Consider the following 13519-nt stretch of genomic DNA (forward strand, 5'->3'; position numbering starts at 1 on the left):
TTCAGTGGTCGGCGCCGGGACGGCCCGGGACGCTCCCCTGATAGAGATCGACCCCGGAGGCAAGGCGCTCGCGCGGCCAGTCGGCGACCGGCGCGGGGACGAAGGCAGTTGGGGTGGCGGCCGCCGCCGTGTCCCCATGGCGGTCGACGACGACGCCGTGGGCGAGGAGCCCCGCGGCGGCGACGGCGACCACCGAGGCCTTCGCGGCGGCTCTGAAGGGTCGGCGGGCAAGGGCCACGGGGACTCCTGGATCGCGTAGGTACACCTGCGGGGACATGGACGCGGGCGCGGAGCGCTCGGAACGCGCGTCGACACGCAGCGAACGCGAGCGCGCGGACGGCGACCGATCCCAGGAGTGAATACCAGAAGTCCGCCCGGGGAACAGGCCCCGCTTGCCACGTCCGCGATCGGATTCAGTCGTCCCGGGCGGTGGTGCGCACTCGGTGCCGGCTGCCCTCGCCCTGGCCTTCTCGGTCCGGGCTCGGCCCGGCAACCGGCCCCGCTCGTGTGGCCGACCCGCCCCCGGCGGTCCACGGTGAACCAGTACGAGGTGTTGCCGCGGGCACGGCGGGTAGCCGCGCCTGCGCAGCGGAAGCCGCCGTGCGACCGCGCGGAACGAAGTGACGAGGACTGGAGGGAACGCCGTGAGCGAGGAACTGCCCGAGACCCGGGGCGAGGACGAGACACCCGTACCGAGGGATCTGCCCGATCAGCAGGCGTCGGACGAGGAGGACCACTGGGAGCCGGACGACGATTCGGCCACCACCGGCAACGCTCCGGACGCCGACGACGACGTACCGGACACGGACGAGGCGGGCACCGGACGGCGCGGTGCGCCGCACTCGGGCGGCGTGCGCCCGGACCAGCCGGTGCCGGACGAGCCCTCCGGCTGACCGGGAGACACCGCGCTCAGTGGGTCACCCTCGGCTCGGCGGTCACGGCAAGAGTGAACGAGTGCCCCGCCGGGTCGCTGTACGTCCGGGTGTCCCGGGGTCCTGAGTTGTCCTTGGTGTCCACGGGCCGGGCGCCCAGGCCGATGGCCTCGCGCTCCGCCTCGTCGATGTCGCCGCGGTCCACCAGGATCCTGAGGTGCGCCTGCTGGGAGTCCTCGGGGCGCGGCCAGCTCGGAGGCGCGTAACCGTAGTCGCGGTGGATCGCCATGCAGAGGCCCTGCTCGTCGTACACCTCGACGTAGTCGGGGTCGGTGCCCATGCCGGCCGTGCCTCCGAGCAATCCCGCGTAGAACTCCGCGAGCTCCTCGGGTTTCGCGCAGTCCAGAACGATGACAGCGGTCTTCTTCACACCCATGGGGTCCCTCTTCGGTCGGCATCAAGTCGGCATGGATCGGAATGGAGACGGGCGGCCGCTCAGCCGGCCGCCCCACGGCTGTCCGAGTGCCCAGCCCCGCCCGGCTCAATCGGCATCCCCGTGTGGGCCGTGGGGCGCCGCGGCGCGGGCGACACTGTGTGCATGCGCCTCGTCGACCAATGCCAGCCCCCGTCCGCCTACGGCCGTCTCCGCGTGGAGCGGCACGATCTTTCGCCCGCCCACTGGCTGGAGCAACGCCCGCCCCACGACGACGGATTCGGCACCGTCGCGGGAGTCTGCGCCCCCGGCTTCGACGCGTACGCGCGGATCCTGCACCCGGCCCGGCTCGGCACGAAACCGGTGCGGTGGGACCAGGTGGCCGCCGTGTACGGCCGGCCGGTGTCGGCGGCGACACGCTGGCACGAGCTGATCGGCCTCGGGGACCGGCTTCTCTACCGCAACGAGGACACCCCGGCCGTCCCCGGTGTCTGGGACGAGCACCCCGATGAGGGCCCGACCCCCGCCGGCGTGGCCCGCGCCCTGATCTCCGTGCTGGCCGGGCACACCCGCACCCCCGACCGCTGCTGGTACGGACTCTGGGAGGGGTACGGCCAGTACAACTGGGACGGCTATCCCGTGTTCCGCACGCCCGGCCGCCACGAGATCCTTCTCTCCGGGCCGCTGGACGACGCCGACTCACCCGCGTTCCCCGTTCCCGGGGGCGAACCCGACGAGGCGGCACCCGAGCTCCCCGATCTCTGGTGGCCCGAGGACCGTGCCTGGTGCGTGGCCGGAGACGTCGATCTGGTGAGCACGTACGTCGGCGGATCGGCGGCCTGCGTCGCGGATCTCCTCGCGGCTCCGGGTCTCGAGGCGTACGCCATCACCGAGACCTCACCGGTCGACTGACCGCCCCCGCATCGCCGCCGTAAGGTCGAACTCCATTATCACGGCGCCATGTTCGAGGGATCAGATCCCGACGAAAGCCCCGTCCGGGCGGCCTGTTCCGCCTCGCTGTCCTGCGCGCCTCGCGAGGTGGCTAGCATGGCGCGATGTGTGGTCCGGAAGATCGCCGTCCTCTTCGGCGTGCCCGCCGGGCCCGCGACCGATGCGTATGTCGGTCGGCTCGTTGCTTACCTGCGATCAAGGACCGAGGGACCGCTGAATGCCCGTGCCTGCTCCTCCCAGCCCGCACCGAATAGCGAAGGCGCGCCGGACCGCGTCGGCCCTGCCCGTGGTCGTGCTGGTGGTGACCGCCGTGGCCGGTGCCGTGGCGGGCGTCATGGCACCGGACAACGCCAGGGTCTGGACGGTGGCTTCGGTCCTGGCCGGCTGGCTGTGTCTGGCGATCGCGCTCCTGACGACGTCCCTGCACGTCAAGCGGGTCCGTGCGGCCGCCGACGCGGACCACGCCGAGGCCGCCGCCCTCAAGGCGCAGCTCGCGCGCCAGGGTGCCGAGTCGGCGCACCTGCTGACCGTCACGCTGCCGACCGTGATGAAACGGCTGCGCGACGGGACCAGCGCGAGTGAGACCCTGGCGCAGACGGCGCCGCCGTCGGACCCGCAACTGCGCCAGATCGTCCACGAGTTCGCGTCCGTGGTCGAGGAGACCGTGCGGCACGCGGCCGACGTCGACTCACGGCGTGACCACGCCCAGGGGCAACTCGCGCAGGCGGCCGCGGAGTTGGACCAGCTGACGGCGGTGACACTGCCCACCGCGATCGCACAGCTGCGCGAGGGCGCCTCCGCGGACACGGTGCTGGCCGGCCTGGAATGGCCGAGCAATCCCCTGTTGCGCGTGCCCGCCGAATCGTTCGTCCGGGAGCTCGCCTACAGCGAGCGGCGCGCCGCGGCCGCGCAGGCCGCCTCCGCCAAGGCGCTGAGCCGCGTACAGGCCAAGTCCGTGAGCATGCTCGCCGACCTGCGGGACATGCAGGAGCGGCACGGCGTGGAGGTCTTCGGCGATCTGCTGCGCCTGGACCACAGCACCTCCCAGCTGGGTCTCATGACCGACCGTCTCGCCCTGCTGATGGGCGGCCGGTCCAGCCGCGCCTGGAACAAGCCGATCGTCATGGAGAGCATCCTGCGGGGTGCGGTGGGCCGGATCTCCGCGTACCAGCGGGTGCGGCTGCACTGCTCGACGACGGTGGCCATCGCCGGTTTCGCCGCTGAGGGCGTCATGCACGTCCTCGCCGAACTCATGGACAACGCGGCGAACTTCTCCCCGCCCATCGACGAGGTGCACGTCTATGTGGAGGAGCGCAGCGCCGGGATCGTCGTCACGATCGAGGACAGCGGCCTGAAGATGGCCGACGCGGCGATGCGCCGCGCGGAGGAGTCGGTCTCCGGGCACATCACGGACCTGGCCTCGCTGCAGGGCACGCGCCTCGGTCTCGCGGTGGTCGGGCGTCTCGCCGCCAAGTACGGGATGAGCGTCAACTTCCGTCCGTCCTCACGCGGCGGCACGGGCGTCGTGGTGCTCCTGCCCCCGCAGCTCCTGGCCCAGCAGCGCGACCCCGCTCCCCAGCAGCTCGCCCCCCGCGGCGTCGAACCGGCGCCCGCGCCGCTCCCGGCGGCCCCCGCACCGGCGGCCGCGGAGCTCCCCGCGACCCCGGAGCAGCCGGCCGCCCCCGCACAGCCCGCGGCTGCCGCTGAGGCGCAGCCCGCGGCTGCTCAGGCGCAGCCCCGGCCGGAGCCGGCCCGTCCCGCGGCCGCCACGCCCAACGGCCTGCCCGTACGCGCCCCCGGGCGCACCATGGCCGAGGCGGAGCGGGAGCGCGAGCAGCGCAGGGCGGCGTCCGACGCAGCGGCCGGGTCCGGGGCGCTCTCCGGCGATGCGGGGCTGCCGCCGCGCGACGCCGGATCCCGTTTCGGTGCCTTCCACCGCGGGCGGCAGGCGGCGGGCGACGTGTCCGGCTCCCCCGCGGCACCCGAGTCCCCCGCAGAGTCCGGGCCGCCGCCCGCCGAGTAGACCGAAGCCCACCCGCACGGCGCCCGGGCTCTGGCGCCCCCTTCCCCGCTCGAGATTCGTGAGATTGGAGGGACGGGCAGGTGACCGGACGACCCGCGCATCTCGCCCCGCCTACCATGCAGACCACTGACAACAGCCTGACCTGGCTCCTGCAGAGCCTCCTGAAGCGCACCCCCGGTACGCGGCACGCCCTGGTGCTCTCCCGAGACGGCCTGAAGCTGTGCTGGAGCGAGCATCTGACGCTCGACCAGGCCGATCAGCTGGCGGCGATCTGCTCCGGTATCCAGGCGCTGGCCCAGGGCGCCTCCATGGAGTTCGGCGACGGGACCGGCGGTGTCCGGCACTCCATGACCGAGTTCCACGGCGGACTGCTCTTCATCGTCGAGGCCGGCCAGGGAGCGCATCTGGCGGTGGTGGCGGAGGAGAACGCCGATCCCGGAGTGGTGGGGCATCAGATGACCGAACTGGTCGAACAGATCGGTGAGCACCTGCGCGCCGAACCGCGCGCCCAGACCGAAGGCAGCGGCTCCTCGTGACGCCGCGCAGGCCCGTGGACATCGGTGCCCCGGACCGGCTCTACACGGTCACCGGCGGACGCAGCCGCGCCGACGACGATTCGTTCGACCTGGTCACGCTGGTGGTGAGCGAGTGCGAGCCCACTGCCGGGATGCAGTCGGAGCACGTACGGATCCTTGAACTGTGCCGGCATCCGACGGCCGTGGTGGAGATCGCGGCGGAGATGAAGCTGCCGATCACGGTGGTGCGGATCCTCCTCGGTGACCTGCTCGCGATGGGCCGGATCACCGCCCGCCACCCCCGCGCGGCCGGCTCGGCCGCCTCGATCCCCGATTCCGCCCTTCTCAAGGAGGTGCTCCATGGGCTCCGCAACATCTGAGCTGCCCTCCCGGACTCCGCTGTCCGACACCGCCGAGACCGGCCTGAAGATCGTCGTCGTGGGCGGCTTCGGGGTCGGCAAGACCACGCTGGTCCGCTCGGTCAGCGAGATCCGTCCGCTGAACACCGAAGAGGTGATGACGCAGGCCGGTGTCGGCGTCGACGAGACGGCCGACGTGGCCGCCAAGACCACGACGACCGTGGCGTTCGACTTCGGCCGCATCAGCCTCAACGAGCGTGTGGTCCTCTACCTGTTCGGCGCTCCCGGGCAGGAGCGCTTCTGGTTCCTGTGGGACCGGCTCTTCTCCGGCACGCTCGGGGCGGTCGTCCTGGTCGACACCCGGCGGATGGACGACTCCTGGTACGCCATCGACCGGCTCGAACACCACAGGACGCCGTTCGTGGTGGCCGTCAACCGGTTCGACGACGACACCTCGACCCATTCCCTGGAGGAGATCCGCCAGGCCCTGGCGCTGCCCGACCATGTGCCGCTGATCGACTGCGACGCACGGGTGAGGTCGTCGGGCAAGGACGTCCTGATCACCCTCGTGGACCACCTCTACGCACTGGCCATGGCCCAGGAGATGACACCGTGACCGAGCCGACCGGATCCCCCTTCGAACAGAGCCCGCCGCCCGGCTGCCCGGCGCACGCGGGTACGGGTGCGGTGCGCCTGGGCGGTCTGGAGTACCAGCAGACGCCGTCCCAGCTCTACCGCAGCCTGCGCAGGGAGCACGGCGCGGTGGCGCCGGTGCTCCTCGACGGTGACGTGCCCGCGTGGCTGGTGCTCGGCTACTCCGAGGTCAGCTATGTGACAGGCCACGACGAGCTGTTCGCCCGTGATTCGCGGCGCTGGAACCAGTGGGAGCACATCCCCGCCGACTGGCCGCTGCTGCCGTTCGTCGGCTACCAGCCCTCGGTCCTGTTCACCGAGGGCGAGGAGCACCGCAGGCGGGCCGGGGTGATCACGCAGGCTCTCGAGGGGGTCGACCAGTTCGAACTCGCCCGGGACAGCGCCCGGATCGCCGACCGGCTGATCGCCGAGTTCGCCGGCAGCGGCCAGGCCGAGCTGATGGACGCGTACGCGCACGCGCTGCCCATGGTGGCCGCGGTGCAGATGTGCGGCATGCCGCACGAGGGCACGGACACGCAGCAGCTCGTGGACGACCTGCGGATCTCGCTCGACGCGCATGAGGGCGACGACCCCGTGGCGGCCTACACGCGCGTCGCGGAGCGGATCCAACTCCTGGTCAAGGAGAAGCGCGAGAAGCCCGGCGCGGACGTCACCTCGCGGATGCTGGCGCACTCGGCGGGCCTGACCGACGAGGAGATCGTCCAGGACCTGATCTCCATCATCGCGGCGGCCCAGCAGCCGACGGCCAACTGGATCTGCAACACCCTGCGGTTGATGCTGACCGACGAGCGGTTCGCCCTCAATGTGTCGGGCGGGCGGCTGAGCGTGGGCGAGGCGCTCAACGAGGTGCTGTGGCTTGACACGCCGACGCAGAACTTCATCGGCCGCTGGGCGGTGCGCGACACCCAGCTGGGCGGGCGGCAGATCCGGGCGGGCGACTGTCTGGTGCTCGGTCTCGCGGCGGCCAACACCGACCCGCAGATCTGGCCCGAGTCGCATGTCGGCCCGGAGAACTCCGCGCATCTCTCCTTCAGCCACGGCGAGCACCGCTGCCCCTACCCGGCACCGCTGCTGGCCGACGTCATCGCGAGGACCGCGGTCGAGACGCTCCTGGAGCGGCTGCCCGACCTGGTTCTCGCGGTGGAGCCGCACGAGTTGACCTGGCGGCCGTCCATCTGGATGCGCGGTCTGACGTCGCTGCCGGTGCAGTTCACGCCCGTGGCGCACTGAGCCGGTGCCGGGGCGCCGCCTGCGGGCGGCGCCCCGCCGGGGTCAGGCGGTGGCGGGGGTGAACTCCACCGGCAGCGACTGCGGCCCCCGGGTGAACACGCCCTGCTCCACGGGGTCGAAGCCCTTCGCGAGCCGCACGTCCGGCATCGCGTCCAGGAGTTGGTCGACGCCGATCTCCACCTCGGCCTTGGCAAGCAGCGCGCCCACGCAGAAGTGCCGGCCGAGGGCGAAGGAGAGGTGGTCGGCGGCGGCGGAGAACGCGGTCGTCGTGGTCAGGTCGTCGCGGAAGATGTCGAAGCGGTCCGGCTCGCGGTAGCGCTCCTCGTCGCGGTTGGCCGAGCCGATCAGGCAGGTGACGGTGGCGCCGGCGGGGATGGTGCCGCCGGTGACCTCCACGTCGGTCGCGGACTGCCGCATGATCATGTGGACGGGCGGCGTGTACCGCAGGGTCTCGGCGAAGGCGCGGGCGATCAGGGTGCGGTCCTGGCGGACGGCTTCGAGCTGCTCGGGGTGCATCAGGAGGTTGGCGAAGATGCTGGCGATGGCCTTGTCGGTGGTCTCGCCGCCCGCCGCGAGCAACAGGCTGCAGAAGGCCTTGATGTCCTCGTCGCTCATGCGTACGCCGTCCACCTCGGCGGCGCACAGCGTGGAGAGCAGGTCGTCGCCGAGGTTGTCGCGGCGCTCCCGGATGATCGGGATCATGTAGTCGGCGAACTCCACCCGGGTGCGTTCACCGGCCGCCGCGACCTCGGCGTCGCCCGCCAGGTTGCCGAGGAAGGCGATGACGGTGGTGTACCAGCCGTGGAAGCGGGCGTGGTCGGACTTGTCGAGGCCGAGCATGTCGGCGATGACGTTGACGGGGAAGCGGGTGGCGTAGCCCTCGACCAGGTCGACGCTGCCGGTGTGCCGGAAGGTGTCGATGAGTTCACGGGAGTTGCGTTCTATGACGGGCAGGAATTTCTCCTGCAGGTCGCTGCCGCGGAAGGCCGGGGCGACGAGCGCGCGCCGCACGGAGTGCTCACGGCCGCTGAGCTGGAGGATGGTCTTGCCGTGGACGGGCTCGATCTGCCAGTCGTAGTTGTCGGTGGTGAACTGCGAGGCCTTGTCCTTGAACACGCGCTCGACGTCCGCGTACCGCGAGATGATCCAGCTCTGTGTCGCCTCGTGCCAGAAGAGCGGCGCGTTCTTCCGCATCGCCCGGTAGGCCGGGTACGGGTCCTTGGCGAACTCGGGCGAGAGGATGTCAGGGACCTGCTGCGCGGTGGACATGTGGCTCCTAGGTCGGGAAAGGCGACGCGCTCCAGGCTATTGATCACTTACGGAGCCAACCAGCCCCTCCCGGCCGATCGTTGAGCACTACACTAACGTTGGCCGAAAATCGCCCCTCGCCCCGTCGGATCGGAACCGACGGAGCGAGAGGGAGCCCGGACCCGGCGGCCGGGGCCGTCAGCAGCTGAGCTTGTCGCCCGGGGTGACGCCGAGGATGCCGGTGAACTTCGTGTAGTTGTTGATGCGGCTCTGTACCTGCTCAGGGTTCTTCCCGTCGCATTCCAGGCTGCCGTTGATGCTGCGGATCGTCTCGCCGAAGCCCGCGCTGTTGACCATGGCGTTGTGCGGCGTCATGGTCCCGGGACCGTTCTGCGTGTTCCAGTACCAGAGGCCGGTCTTCCAGGCCACGGCCGGATCGTTCTGCACGAGGTCGGGGTTGTTGAGGAGGTCGATCTTCAGGGCGTCACCGGCCGCCTTGTAGTTGAAGTTCCAGCTGAGCTGGATCGGGCCGCGGCCGTAGTACTTGTCGTTGCCCGCCGGGCAGCCGTAGGGCTGCGAACTGTCGCAGTAGTGCGGGTAGTTCGCGGTGTTCTGCTCGACGACGTGGACCAGGCCACCCGTCTCGTGACTGACGTTCGCAAGGAAGGCCGCGGCCTCCTGCTTGCGTACGGTGTCACTGCCGGTCCCGGTGAACTCGGGATAGGCGCTGAGCGCCTGGGTGAGCCCGCTGTAGGTGTAGAAGGAGTTCCGGTTCGGGAACATCTCGTTGAACTGGGCCTCGCTGACGAGGAATTCCGCCGCGGCCCGCTCCCCCGGCGCCGCCTTCTCGGCGGAGGCGTTGGGGGCGAGGGTCAGGAGGGCGAGCGCGGCGGCGGACGCGGTCGCGGTCAGCGCGGCAAGGACACGAGGACGCATGGGGGATCACTCCTTGGCGGGTCGGCCCATGCGTGCGCACGGCCACCCGTCACGTGGTGGGGGGAGGGATGTGAGTCCGTCGCTTCAGCGCGCACGGGGGGTGGGAGGCGCGAAGAGACGCGGCAGGAACCACCGGCGATCACACCGGAGCACCGGGAGCTGCAGCTCTCCGGAATGGCCCCTACCGTTGGACTAGACCATACCGAGTGACGCGTCCGCGTCAATACCCCGTCGAGCGCTCCCGGTTGACCGGTGGCCGATGCGGAGATCGCCGGGCGCCTTCCGGTTCGTCCGCGGCCGGCCGTCGCGGCCGTACACTGAAGCGGTGTCGGGCAGGTCCCTGCTCCGCCCGGCCACCCGTGATCAGCCCTCCACGACCCGGATCCGGTCCTCTGCGACCAGTCGTGCGGCGCACGGGTAGCGTCCTCGGCCGTCTTGGCCCTTCGGCCCGCACGCAGATATCCCCCTGTGGGGCCCGCTCGCCTTACGCGTATCACCGCGGATTCCGGCACGTCGTCGCCCTCGCCCCCCGGGCCGGGCGTACGCGGTGTGCCGTGAGCCGCCTTCGAGGGGACTGTTGTGAAGCTCAGTGCACTGCTCGACGGACACGACCACCAGGTTCTGCACGGTGACCCGGCGGTTCCGGTCACCGCGGGAATGACCTTCGACGCCGGGCAGGTGGAACCCGGATCGCTGTACGTCGCCGTTCCCGGCTACGCCGAGGGCGGGCCCGGGGGCGTGAGCCGGGCACGGGAACGAGGGGCGGTGGCGGTCATCGCCGAGGACGGCGTGCTGCCGGACCCGGAGTCCGCCGGGCAGGACGTGTGCGTGGTGCGGGTGAGAGACGCACGGGCGGCCGCCTCGCTCGTCGCCTCCCGGTACTACCAAGACCCCGGCCGCGCGATGGACGTCGTGGCGATCACGGGGACGAACGGGAAGACCTCCGTCTCGTACATGGTCGAGTCGGCGCTCAGGGTGGCCGCGGGTGCGAAGGTCGGGGTGATCGGCACCTCGGGAAGCCGGATCGGCACGGAGCGGATACCGATGCCGCGCTCGGTCCTGAGCACCCCCGAGTCACCGGATCTGCACTACCTCCTCGGCCACATGCGCGACCGGGGGACGAGCAGTGTGGTCGTGGAAGCCACGTCCATGGGGCTGTTGCAGCGGCGCCTCGACCATGTGCCCGTGGGCATCGGCGTCTTCACCAATCTCACCCAGGACCACCTGGACGACCACGGGACGATGGAGCACTACAAGAACGCCAAGCTGCGCCTGTTCGCCGGGCTGTGCGACCGCGCGGTGGTCAACGCCGACGACCCCGTCAGCGCCGAGATCACGGCGATGATGCCGGGAGCGGTGACCACGTACGGCGTGGACGCGCCGGCCGACTACCGGGCGAGCGACCTGGTCGTGGACGCGGAGGGCACCCGCTTCACGCTCCACCACGACGGCCGCAAGTACCCCGCCGCCATCCCGATACCGGGCCACTTCTCGGTGTCCAACGCGCTGGCCACCCTTGCCGCGTGCCATCTCCTCGGGCATGACCTGCCCGCCCTGGTGGAGGCCTTGGACAGGATGCCGCCCACGCCGGGCCGGCTCGAACGCTTCGTCACCGCGCGGGGGGTCTGCGTGATCGTCGACTACGCGCACTCGCCGGACTCCCTGGAGAAGGTCCTCGCGACGATCCGCGGCTTCGCGACCGGCTCGGTGATCACCGTCTTCGGCTGCGGCGGCGACCGCGACACCACCAAGCGGGCCCTGATGGGCCGGATCGCGGGCCACCACTCCGACCTGTGCGTCCTCACCTCGGACAACCCCCGCGACGAGGACCCCGAGGCCATCCTGGACCAGATCGTTCCCGGCCTGACGTCCACCGGGACCCCCTTCCGCCGGCTGGCCGACCGCCGTGCGGCGATCGCGAGCGCGCTGTCCGCCGCGCGCCGGGGTGACGTCGTGCTCGTCGCAGGGAAGGGCAGCGAGCCGCACCAGATCGTCGGCGAACAGCTCATCCCCTTCGACGACATGACCGTCGTCCGCGAACTCGACGCGCTCTAGGGGCGATCGGGCAGGCGGGTGTGCGATTCGTCCATCACCTCGGTGTACGCAGTGCGAATCGGGCACTGGTGCGGGCGGGCGCACGGCGTTTACGGTCCCTGCATTTCCGCCACGGCACCTCGCGCGACGGGGTGCCGTCGACCAGGGAGCCGCGTGTGCCCAAGGAGCCCTCTCCGCCCGTCACCGAGGTCGAGACGCACGGAGTCGAACGCATTCCGGACGCGGACCGCTCGGCGACACCACTCGACCTGTTCCGGCTCGCGTTCGGCGGCGCCAACACCTTCGCCACCTGCGTGCTCGGGGCGTTCCCGATCCTGTTCGGGCTCTCCTTCTGGCAGGGGCTCGGGGCGATGCTCCTGGGGCTGCTCGTCGGTTCGCTGCTCCTTGCGCCGATGGCGGTGTTCGGACCGCGCAACGGCACGAACAACGCCGTCTCCTCGTCGGCCCACCTGGGCGTGCACGGCAGGGTCGTCGGTTCCTTCCTCTCCCTGCTCACCGCCGTGGCGTTCTTCTCCCTGTCGGTGTGGAGCTCGGGCGACGCGCTCATCGGCGGGGCGCACCGGCTGCTCGGCGTGCCGGAGAGCGACGTGGCCTACGGCTGCGCGTACGCGGTCTTCGCCGCTCTCGTCCTCGCCGTGTGTGTCTACGGCTTCCGCTTCATGCTGCTCGTCAACAAGATCGCGGTCGTGGCGGCGACCTTGCTGTTCGTGCTCGGCCTCGTCGCCTTCGCGGGGGACTTCGACCCCTCGTACGCGGGGATCTTCACCGCGGACGCCGACCGGGCCACCCAGGACCTGTTCTGGCCGTCCTTCATCGGCGCCGCGCTGATCGTGCTGTCCAACCCGGTCTCCTTCGGCGCCTTCCTCGGTGACTGGGCGCGCTACATCCCGGCCGCGACGCCGCGCCGCAAGGTGATGGGAGCCGCCTTCCTCTCGCAGGTCGCCACGGTCCTTCCGTTCGGCTTCGGCCTGGCGACAGCGGCGATCATCGCCGAGCAGGCACCCGAGTACATGGACCCGGCCGCCCCCAACTTCGTCGGCGGCCTGCTCGCGATCGCGCCCGGCTGGTACTTCCTGCCGGTCTGCCTGATCGCCCTGATCGGCGGCATGTCGACCGGGACCACCGCGCTGTACGGCACCGGCCTGGACTTCTCCTCGGTGTTCCCGCGGCTCAGCCGCGTCCGGGCCACCGTCCTGATCGGCGTCCTGTCCATCACGTTCATCTTCGTGGGCCGCTTCGGCTTCAACCTCGTCCAGGCGATCTCCACCTTCGCCACGATGATCATCACCTGCACCGTGCCGTGGATGATCGTCATGATGCTCGGCTACGTCACCCGGCGCGGCTGGTACGACCCCGAGGCCCTGCAGGTCTTCACGCGCCGGCAGCACGGCGGCCGCTACTGGTTCGCGCGCGGCTGGAACTGGCGCGGCATGGCGGCCTGGTGGACCGGTGCGGTGACCGGGGTGCTGTTCACCAACATCCCCGGACAGTTCGTCGGGCCGCTCGGCGACCTCGCGAACGGCGCCGACATCAGTCTCCCGCTGGGGGCGGCCGTCGCGGCGATCGTCTTTCTCGCCCTGCTTGCGGCGTTCCCGGAGCCGCGCGGGGTGTACGGGCCCGAGGGGCCGCGCTGGGTGCGCGCGGCCGACACGCCGATCGCCCCGATCACCGGGCCACCCGGCGCCGCCTGCGAAGAGAGTGCCGCGCGGTCAACGAGCCGTCTCTAGCTCCCGCTTGAGGTTCTTCAGCGTCCGGTCGATGTTGCCGACCTGGAAGACCGCGAAGGTGCGACCACCCGTGGCCAGGCGGTCGAAGGCGTTGGCCACGAAGGTGGGCCAGGAACGCCTGTCGTCCGTCCACGTCTCGGTCACCTTGGTGCCGCCGTCGCTGTCCTCGAAGCGGTACTCCCAGGTGGCGATGGGAGCACGCAGCCGGGGGCGCTTGAGTCCGATCGCGTGCACGCGGAAGGCGAAGCGCCGCCCCGGCTCGGCCTTGGTCACCGTGCAGCGGGTGGTCCAGCGGAACGGGCCGCGCTTGTTGTGCCCCTCGAAGACCAGGCCGACGGTGGCGGGCACCTCGCCGCCCGGCACGGTCGCGCCAAGGTTCTCGGGGCTCCAGCGCCCCATCAGAGCGGGCTGGCTGACCTGCTCGTACACCGTCTGCGGTGACGCCTCGACCAGGATGCTTCGTGACACTGTGAACGTGCGGGTCATGACAACTCCGTTCCTCGACCCGCGACCTTA

14 protein-coding genes are annotated in these 13519 nt (G+C 71.1%); 9 read left to right on the plus strand and 5 right to left on the minus strand.

Annotation, left to right across the window (positions count from 1 at the left end; all coding sequences use genetic code 11):
- Position 1: 1 nt before the first annotated feature.
- Positions 2-238, minus strand: coding sequence for a hypothetical protein (locus tag ACWGIH_RS05540; RefSeq protein ID WP_453691594.1), 237 nt, complete (start codon positions 236-238; stop codon positions 2-4).
- Between the two features lie 406 nt (positions 239-644).
- Here ACWGIH_RS05540 and ACWGIH_RS05545 point away from each other — a divergent pair, with 406 nt between their 5' ends.
- A complete protein-coding gene (locus ACWGIH_RS05545) occupies positions 645-893 on the plus strand; it encodes a hypothetical protein (RefSeq protein WP_453451250.1) in 249 nt (82 codons plus the stop codon).
- A gap of 16 nt (positions 894-909) precedes the next feature.
- Here the strand turns inward: ACWGIH_RS05545 and ACWGIH_RS05550 are convergent, their stop codons facing one another.
- Positions 910-1308: a VOC family protein gene (locus ACWGIH_RS05550; RefSeq protein WP_453451251.1), complete on the minus strand. Its 399-nt coding sequence runs from the start codon at positions 1306-1308 to the stop codon at positions 910-912.
- Between the two features lie 162 nt (positions 1309-1470).
- On the opposite strand from ACWGIH_RS05550, the gene ACWGIH_RS05555 reads away from it, so the two are divergent.
- From ACWGIH_RS05555 to ACWGIH_RS05580, 6 genes are all read left to right on the plus strand, one after another.
- Positions 1471-2217 (plus strand): hypothetical protein, encoded by a 747-nt coding sequence (locus tag ACWGIH_RS05555; protein WP_453451252.1) that lies wholly within the window; start codon positions 1471-1473, stop codon positions 2215-2217.
- Positions 2218-2473: 256 nt separating this feature from the next.
- On the plus strand, positions 2474-4279 hold the full coding sequence (locus tag ACWGIH_RS05560; protein ID WP_453451253.1) for a sensor histidine kinase: 1806 nt from the start codon (positions 2474-2476) through the stop codon (positions 4277-4279).
- A gap of 116 nt (positions 4280-4395) precedes the next feature.
- Positions 4396-4815 (plus strand): roadblock/LC7 domain-containing protein, encoded by a 420-nt coding sequence (locus ACWGIH_RS05565; RefSeq protein WP_363206274.1) that lies wholly within the window; start codon positions 4396-4398, stop codon positions 4813-4815.
- A complete protein-coding gene (locus ACWGIH_RS05570) occupies positions 4812-5174 on the plus strand; it encodes a DUF742 domain-containing protein (RefSeq protein ID WP_453451254.1) in 363 nt (120 codons plus the stop codon). Before ACWGIH_RS05565 ends, ACWGIH_RS05570 begins: the two co-directional genes overlap by 4 nt.
- Positions 5155-5769, plus strand: coding sequence for a GTP-binding protein (locus ACWGIH_RS05575; RefSeq protein ID WP_453451255.1), 615 nt, complete (start codon positions 5155-5157; stop codon positions 5767-5769). The genes ACWGIH_RS05570 and ACWGIH_RS05575 overlap by 20 nt, the downstream gene beginning before the upstream one ends.
- A complete protein-coding gene (locus tag ACWGIH_RS05580; protein ID WP_453451256.1) occupies positions 5766-7037 on the plus strand; it encodes a cytochrome P450 in 1272 nt (423 codons plus the stop codon). The genes ACWGIH_RS05575 and ACWGIH_RS05580 overlap by 4 nt, the downstream gene beginning before the upstream one ends.
- Before the next feature lie 42 nt (positions 7038-7079).
- On the opposite strand, the gene ACWGIH_RS05585 is transcribed toward ACWGIH_RS05580, so the two are convergent.
- Complete coding sequence (locus ACWGIH_RS05585; RefSeq protein WP_453451257.1) at positions 7080-8306, minus strand: cytochrome P450; 1227 nt, start codon at positions 8304-8306, stop codon at positions 7080-7082.
- 177 nt (positions 8307-8483) lie between these two features.
- Positions 8484-9221 carry a chitinase gene (locus tag ACWGIH_RS05590; protein WP_453451258.1) on the minus strand — a complete coding sequence of 246 codons (738 nt, stop codon included), beginning with the start codon at positions 9219-9221 and terminating at the stop codon, positions 8484-8486.
- A 579-nt stretch (positions 9222-9800) separates the two neighbouring features.
- Between ACWGIH_RS05590 and ACWGIH_RS05595 the strand changes: the two genes are divergently transcribed.
- Positions 9801-11276 (plus strand): UDP-N-acetylmuramoyl-L-alanyl-D-glutamate--2,6-diaminopimelate ligase, encoded by a 1476-nt coding sequence (locus tag ACWGIH_RS05595; RefSeq protein ID WP_453451259.1) that lies wholly within the window; start codon positions 9801-9803, stop codon positions 11274-11276.
- A gap of 155 nt (positions 11277-11431) precedes the next feature.
- Positions 11432-13003 (plus strand): purine-cytosine permease family protein, encoded by a 1572-nt coding sequence (locus ACWGIH_RS05600; RefSeq protein WP_453451260.1) that lies wholly within the window; start codon positions 11432-11434, stop codon positions 13001-13003.
- On the opposite strand, the gene ACWGIH_RS05605 is transcribed toward ACWGIH_RS05600, so the two are convergent.
- Positions 12986-13489 carry an SRPBCC family protein gene (locus ACWGIH_RS05605; RefSeq protein ID WP_453451261.1) on the minus strand — a complete coding sequence of 168 codons (504 nt, stop codon included), beginning with the start codon at positions 13487-13489 and terminating at the stop codon, positions 12986-12988. The genes ACWGIH_RS05600 and ACWGIH_RS05605 overlap by 18 nt on opposite strands.
- Positions 13490-13519: the final 30 nt, after the last annotated feature.

The organism is Streptomyces sp. NPDC054872 (assembly GCF_053610705.1).

Bases quoted from the DNA above. Each gene is read 5' to 3' on its own strand.
- ACWGIH_RS05585 (WP_453451257.1), bottom strand. From the start codon at position 8,306: ATGTCCACCGCGCAGCAGGTCCCTGACATCCTCTCGCCCGAGTTCGCC.
- ACWGIH_RS05550 (WP_453451251.1), bottom strand. From the start codon at position 1,308: ATGGGTGTGAAGAAGACCGCTGTCATCGTTCTGGACTGCGCGAAACCC.
- ACWGIH_RS05575 (WP_453451255.1), top strand. From the start codon at position 5,155: ATGGGCTCCGCAACATCTGAGCTGCCCTCCCGGACTCCGCTGTCCGAC.
- ACWGIH_RS05565 (WP_363206274.1), top strand. From the start codon at position 4,396: ATGCAGACCACTGACAACAGCCTGACCTGGCTCCTGCAGAGCCTCCTG.
- ACWGIH_RS05590 (WP_453451258.1), bottom strand. From the start codon at position 9,221: ATGCGTCCTCGTGTCCTTGCCGCGCTGACCGCGACCGCGTCCGCCGCC.
- ACWGIH_RS05560 (WP_453451253.1), top strand. From the start codon at position 2,474: ATGCCCGTGCCTGCTCCTCCCAGCCCGCACCGAATAGCGAAGGCGCGC.
- ACWGIH_RS05605 (WP_453451261.1), bottom strand. From the start codon at position 13,489: ATGACCCGCACGTTCACAGTGTCACGAAGCATCCTGGTCGAGGCGTCA.
- ACWGIH_RS05555 (WP_453451252.1), top strand. From the start codon at position 1,471: ATGCGCCTCGTCGACCAATGCCAGCCCCCGTCCGCCTACGGCCGTCTC.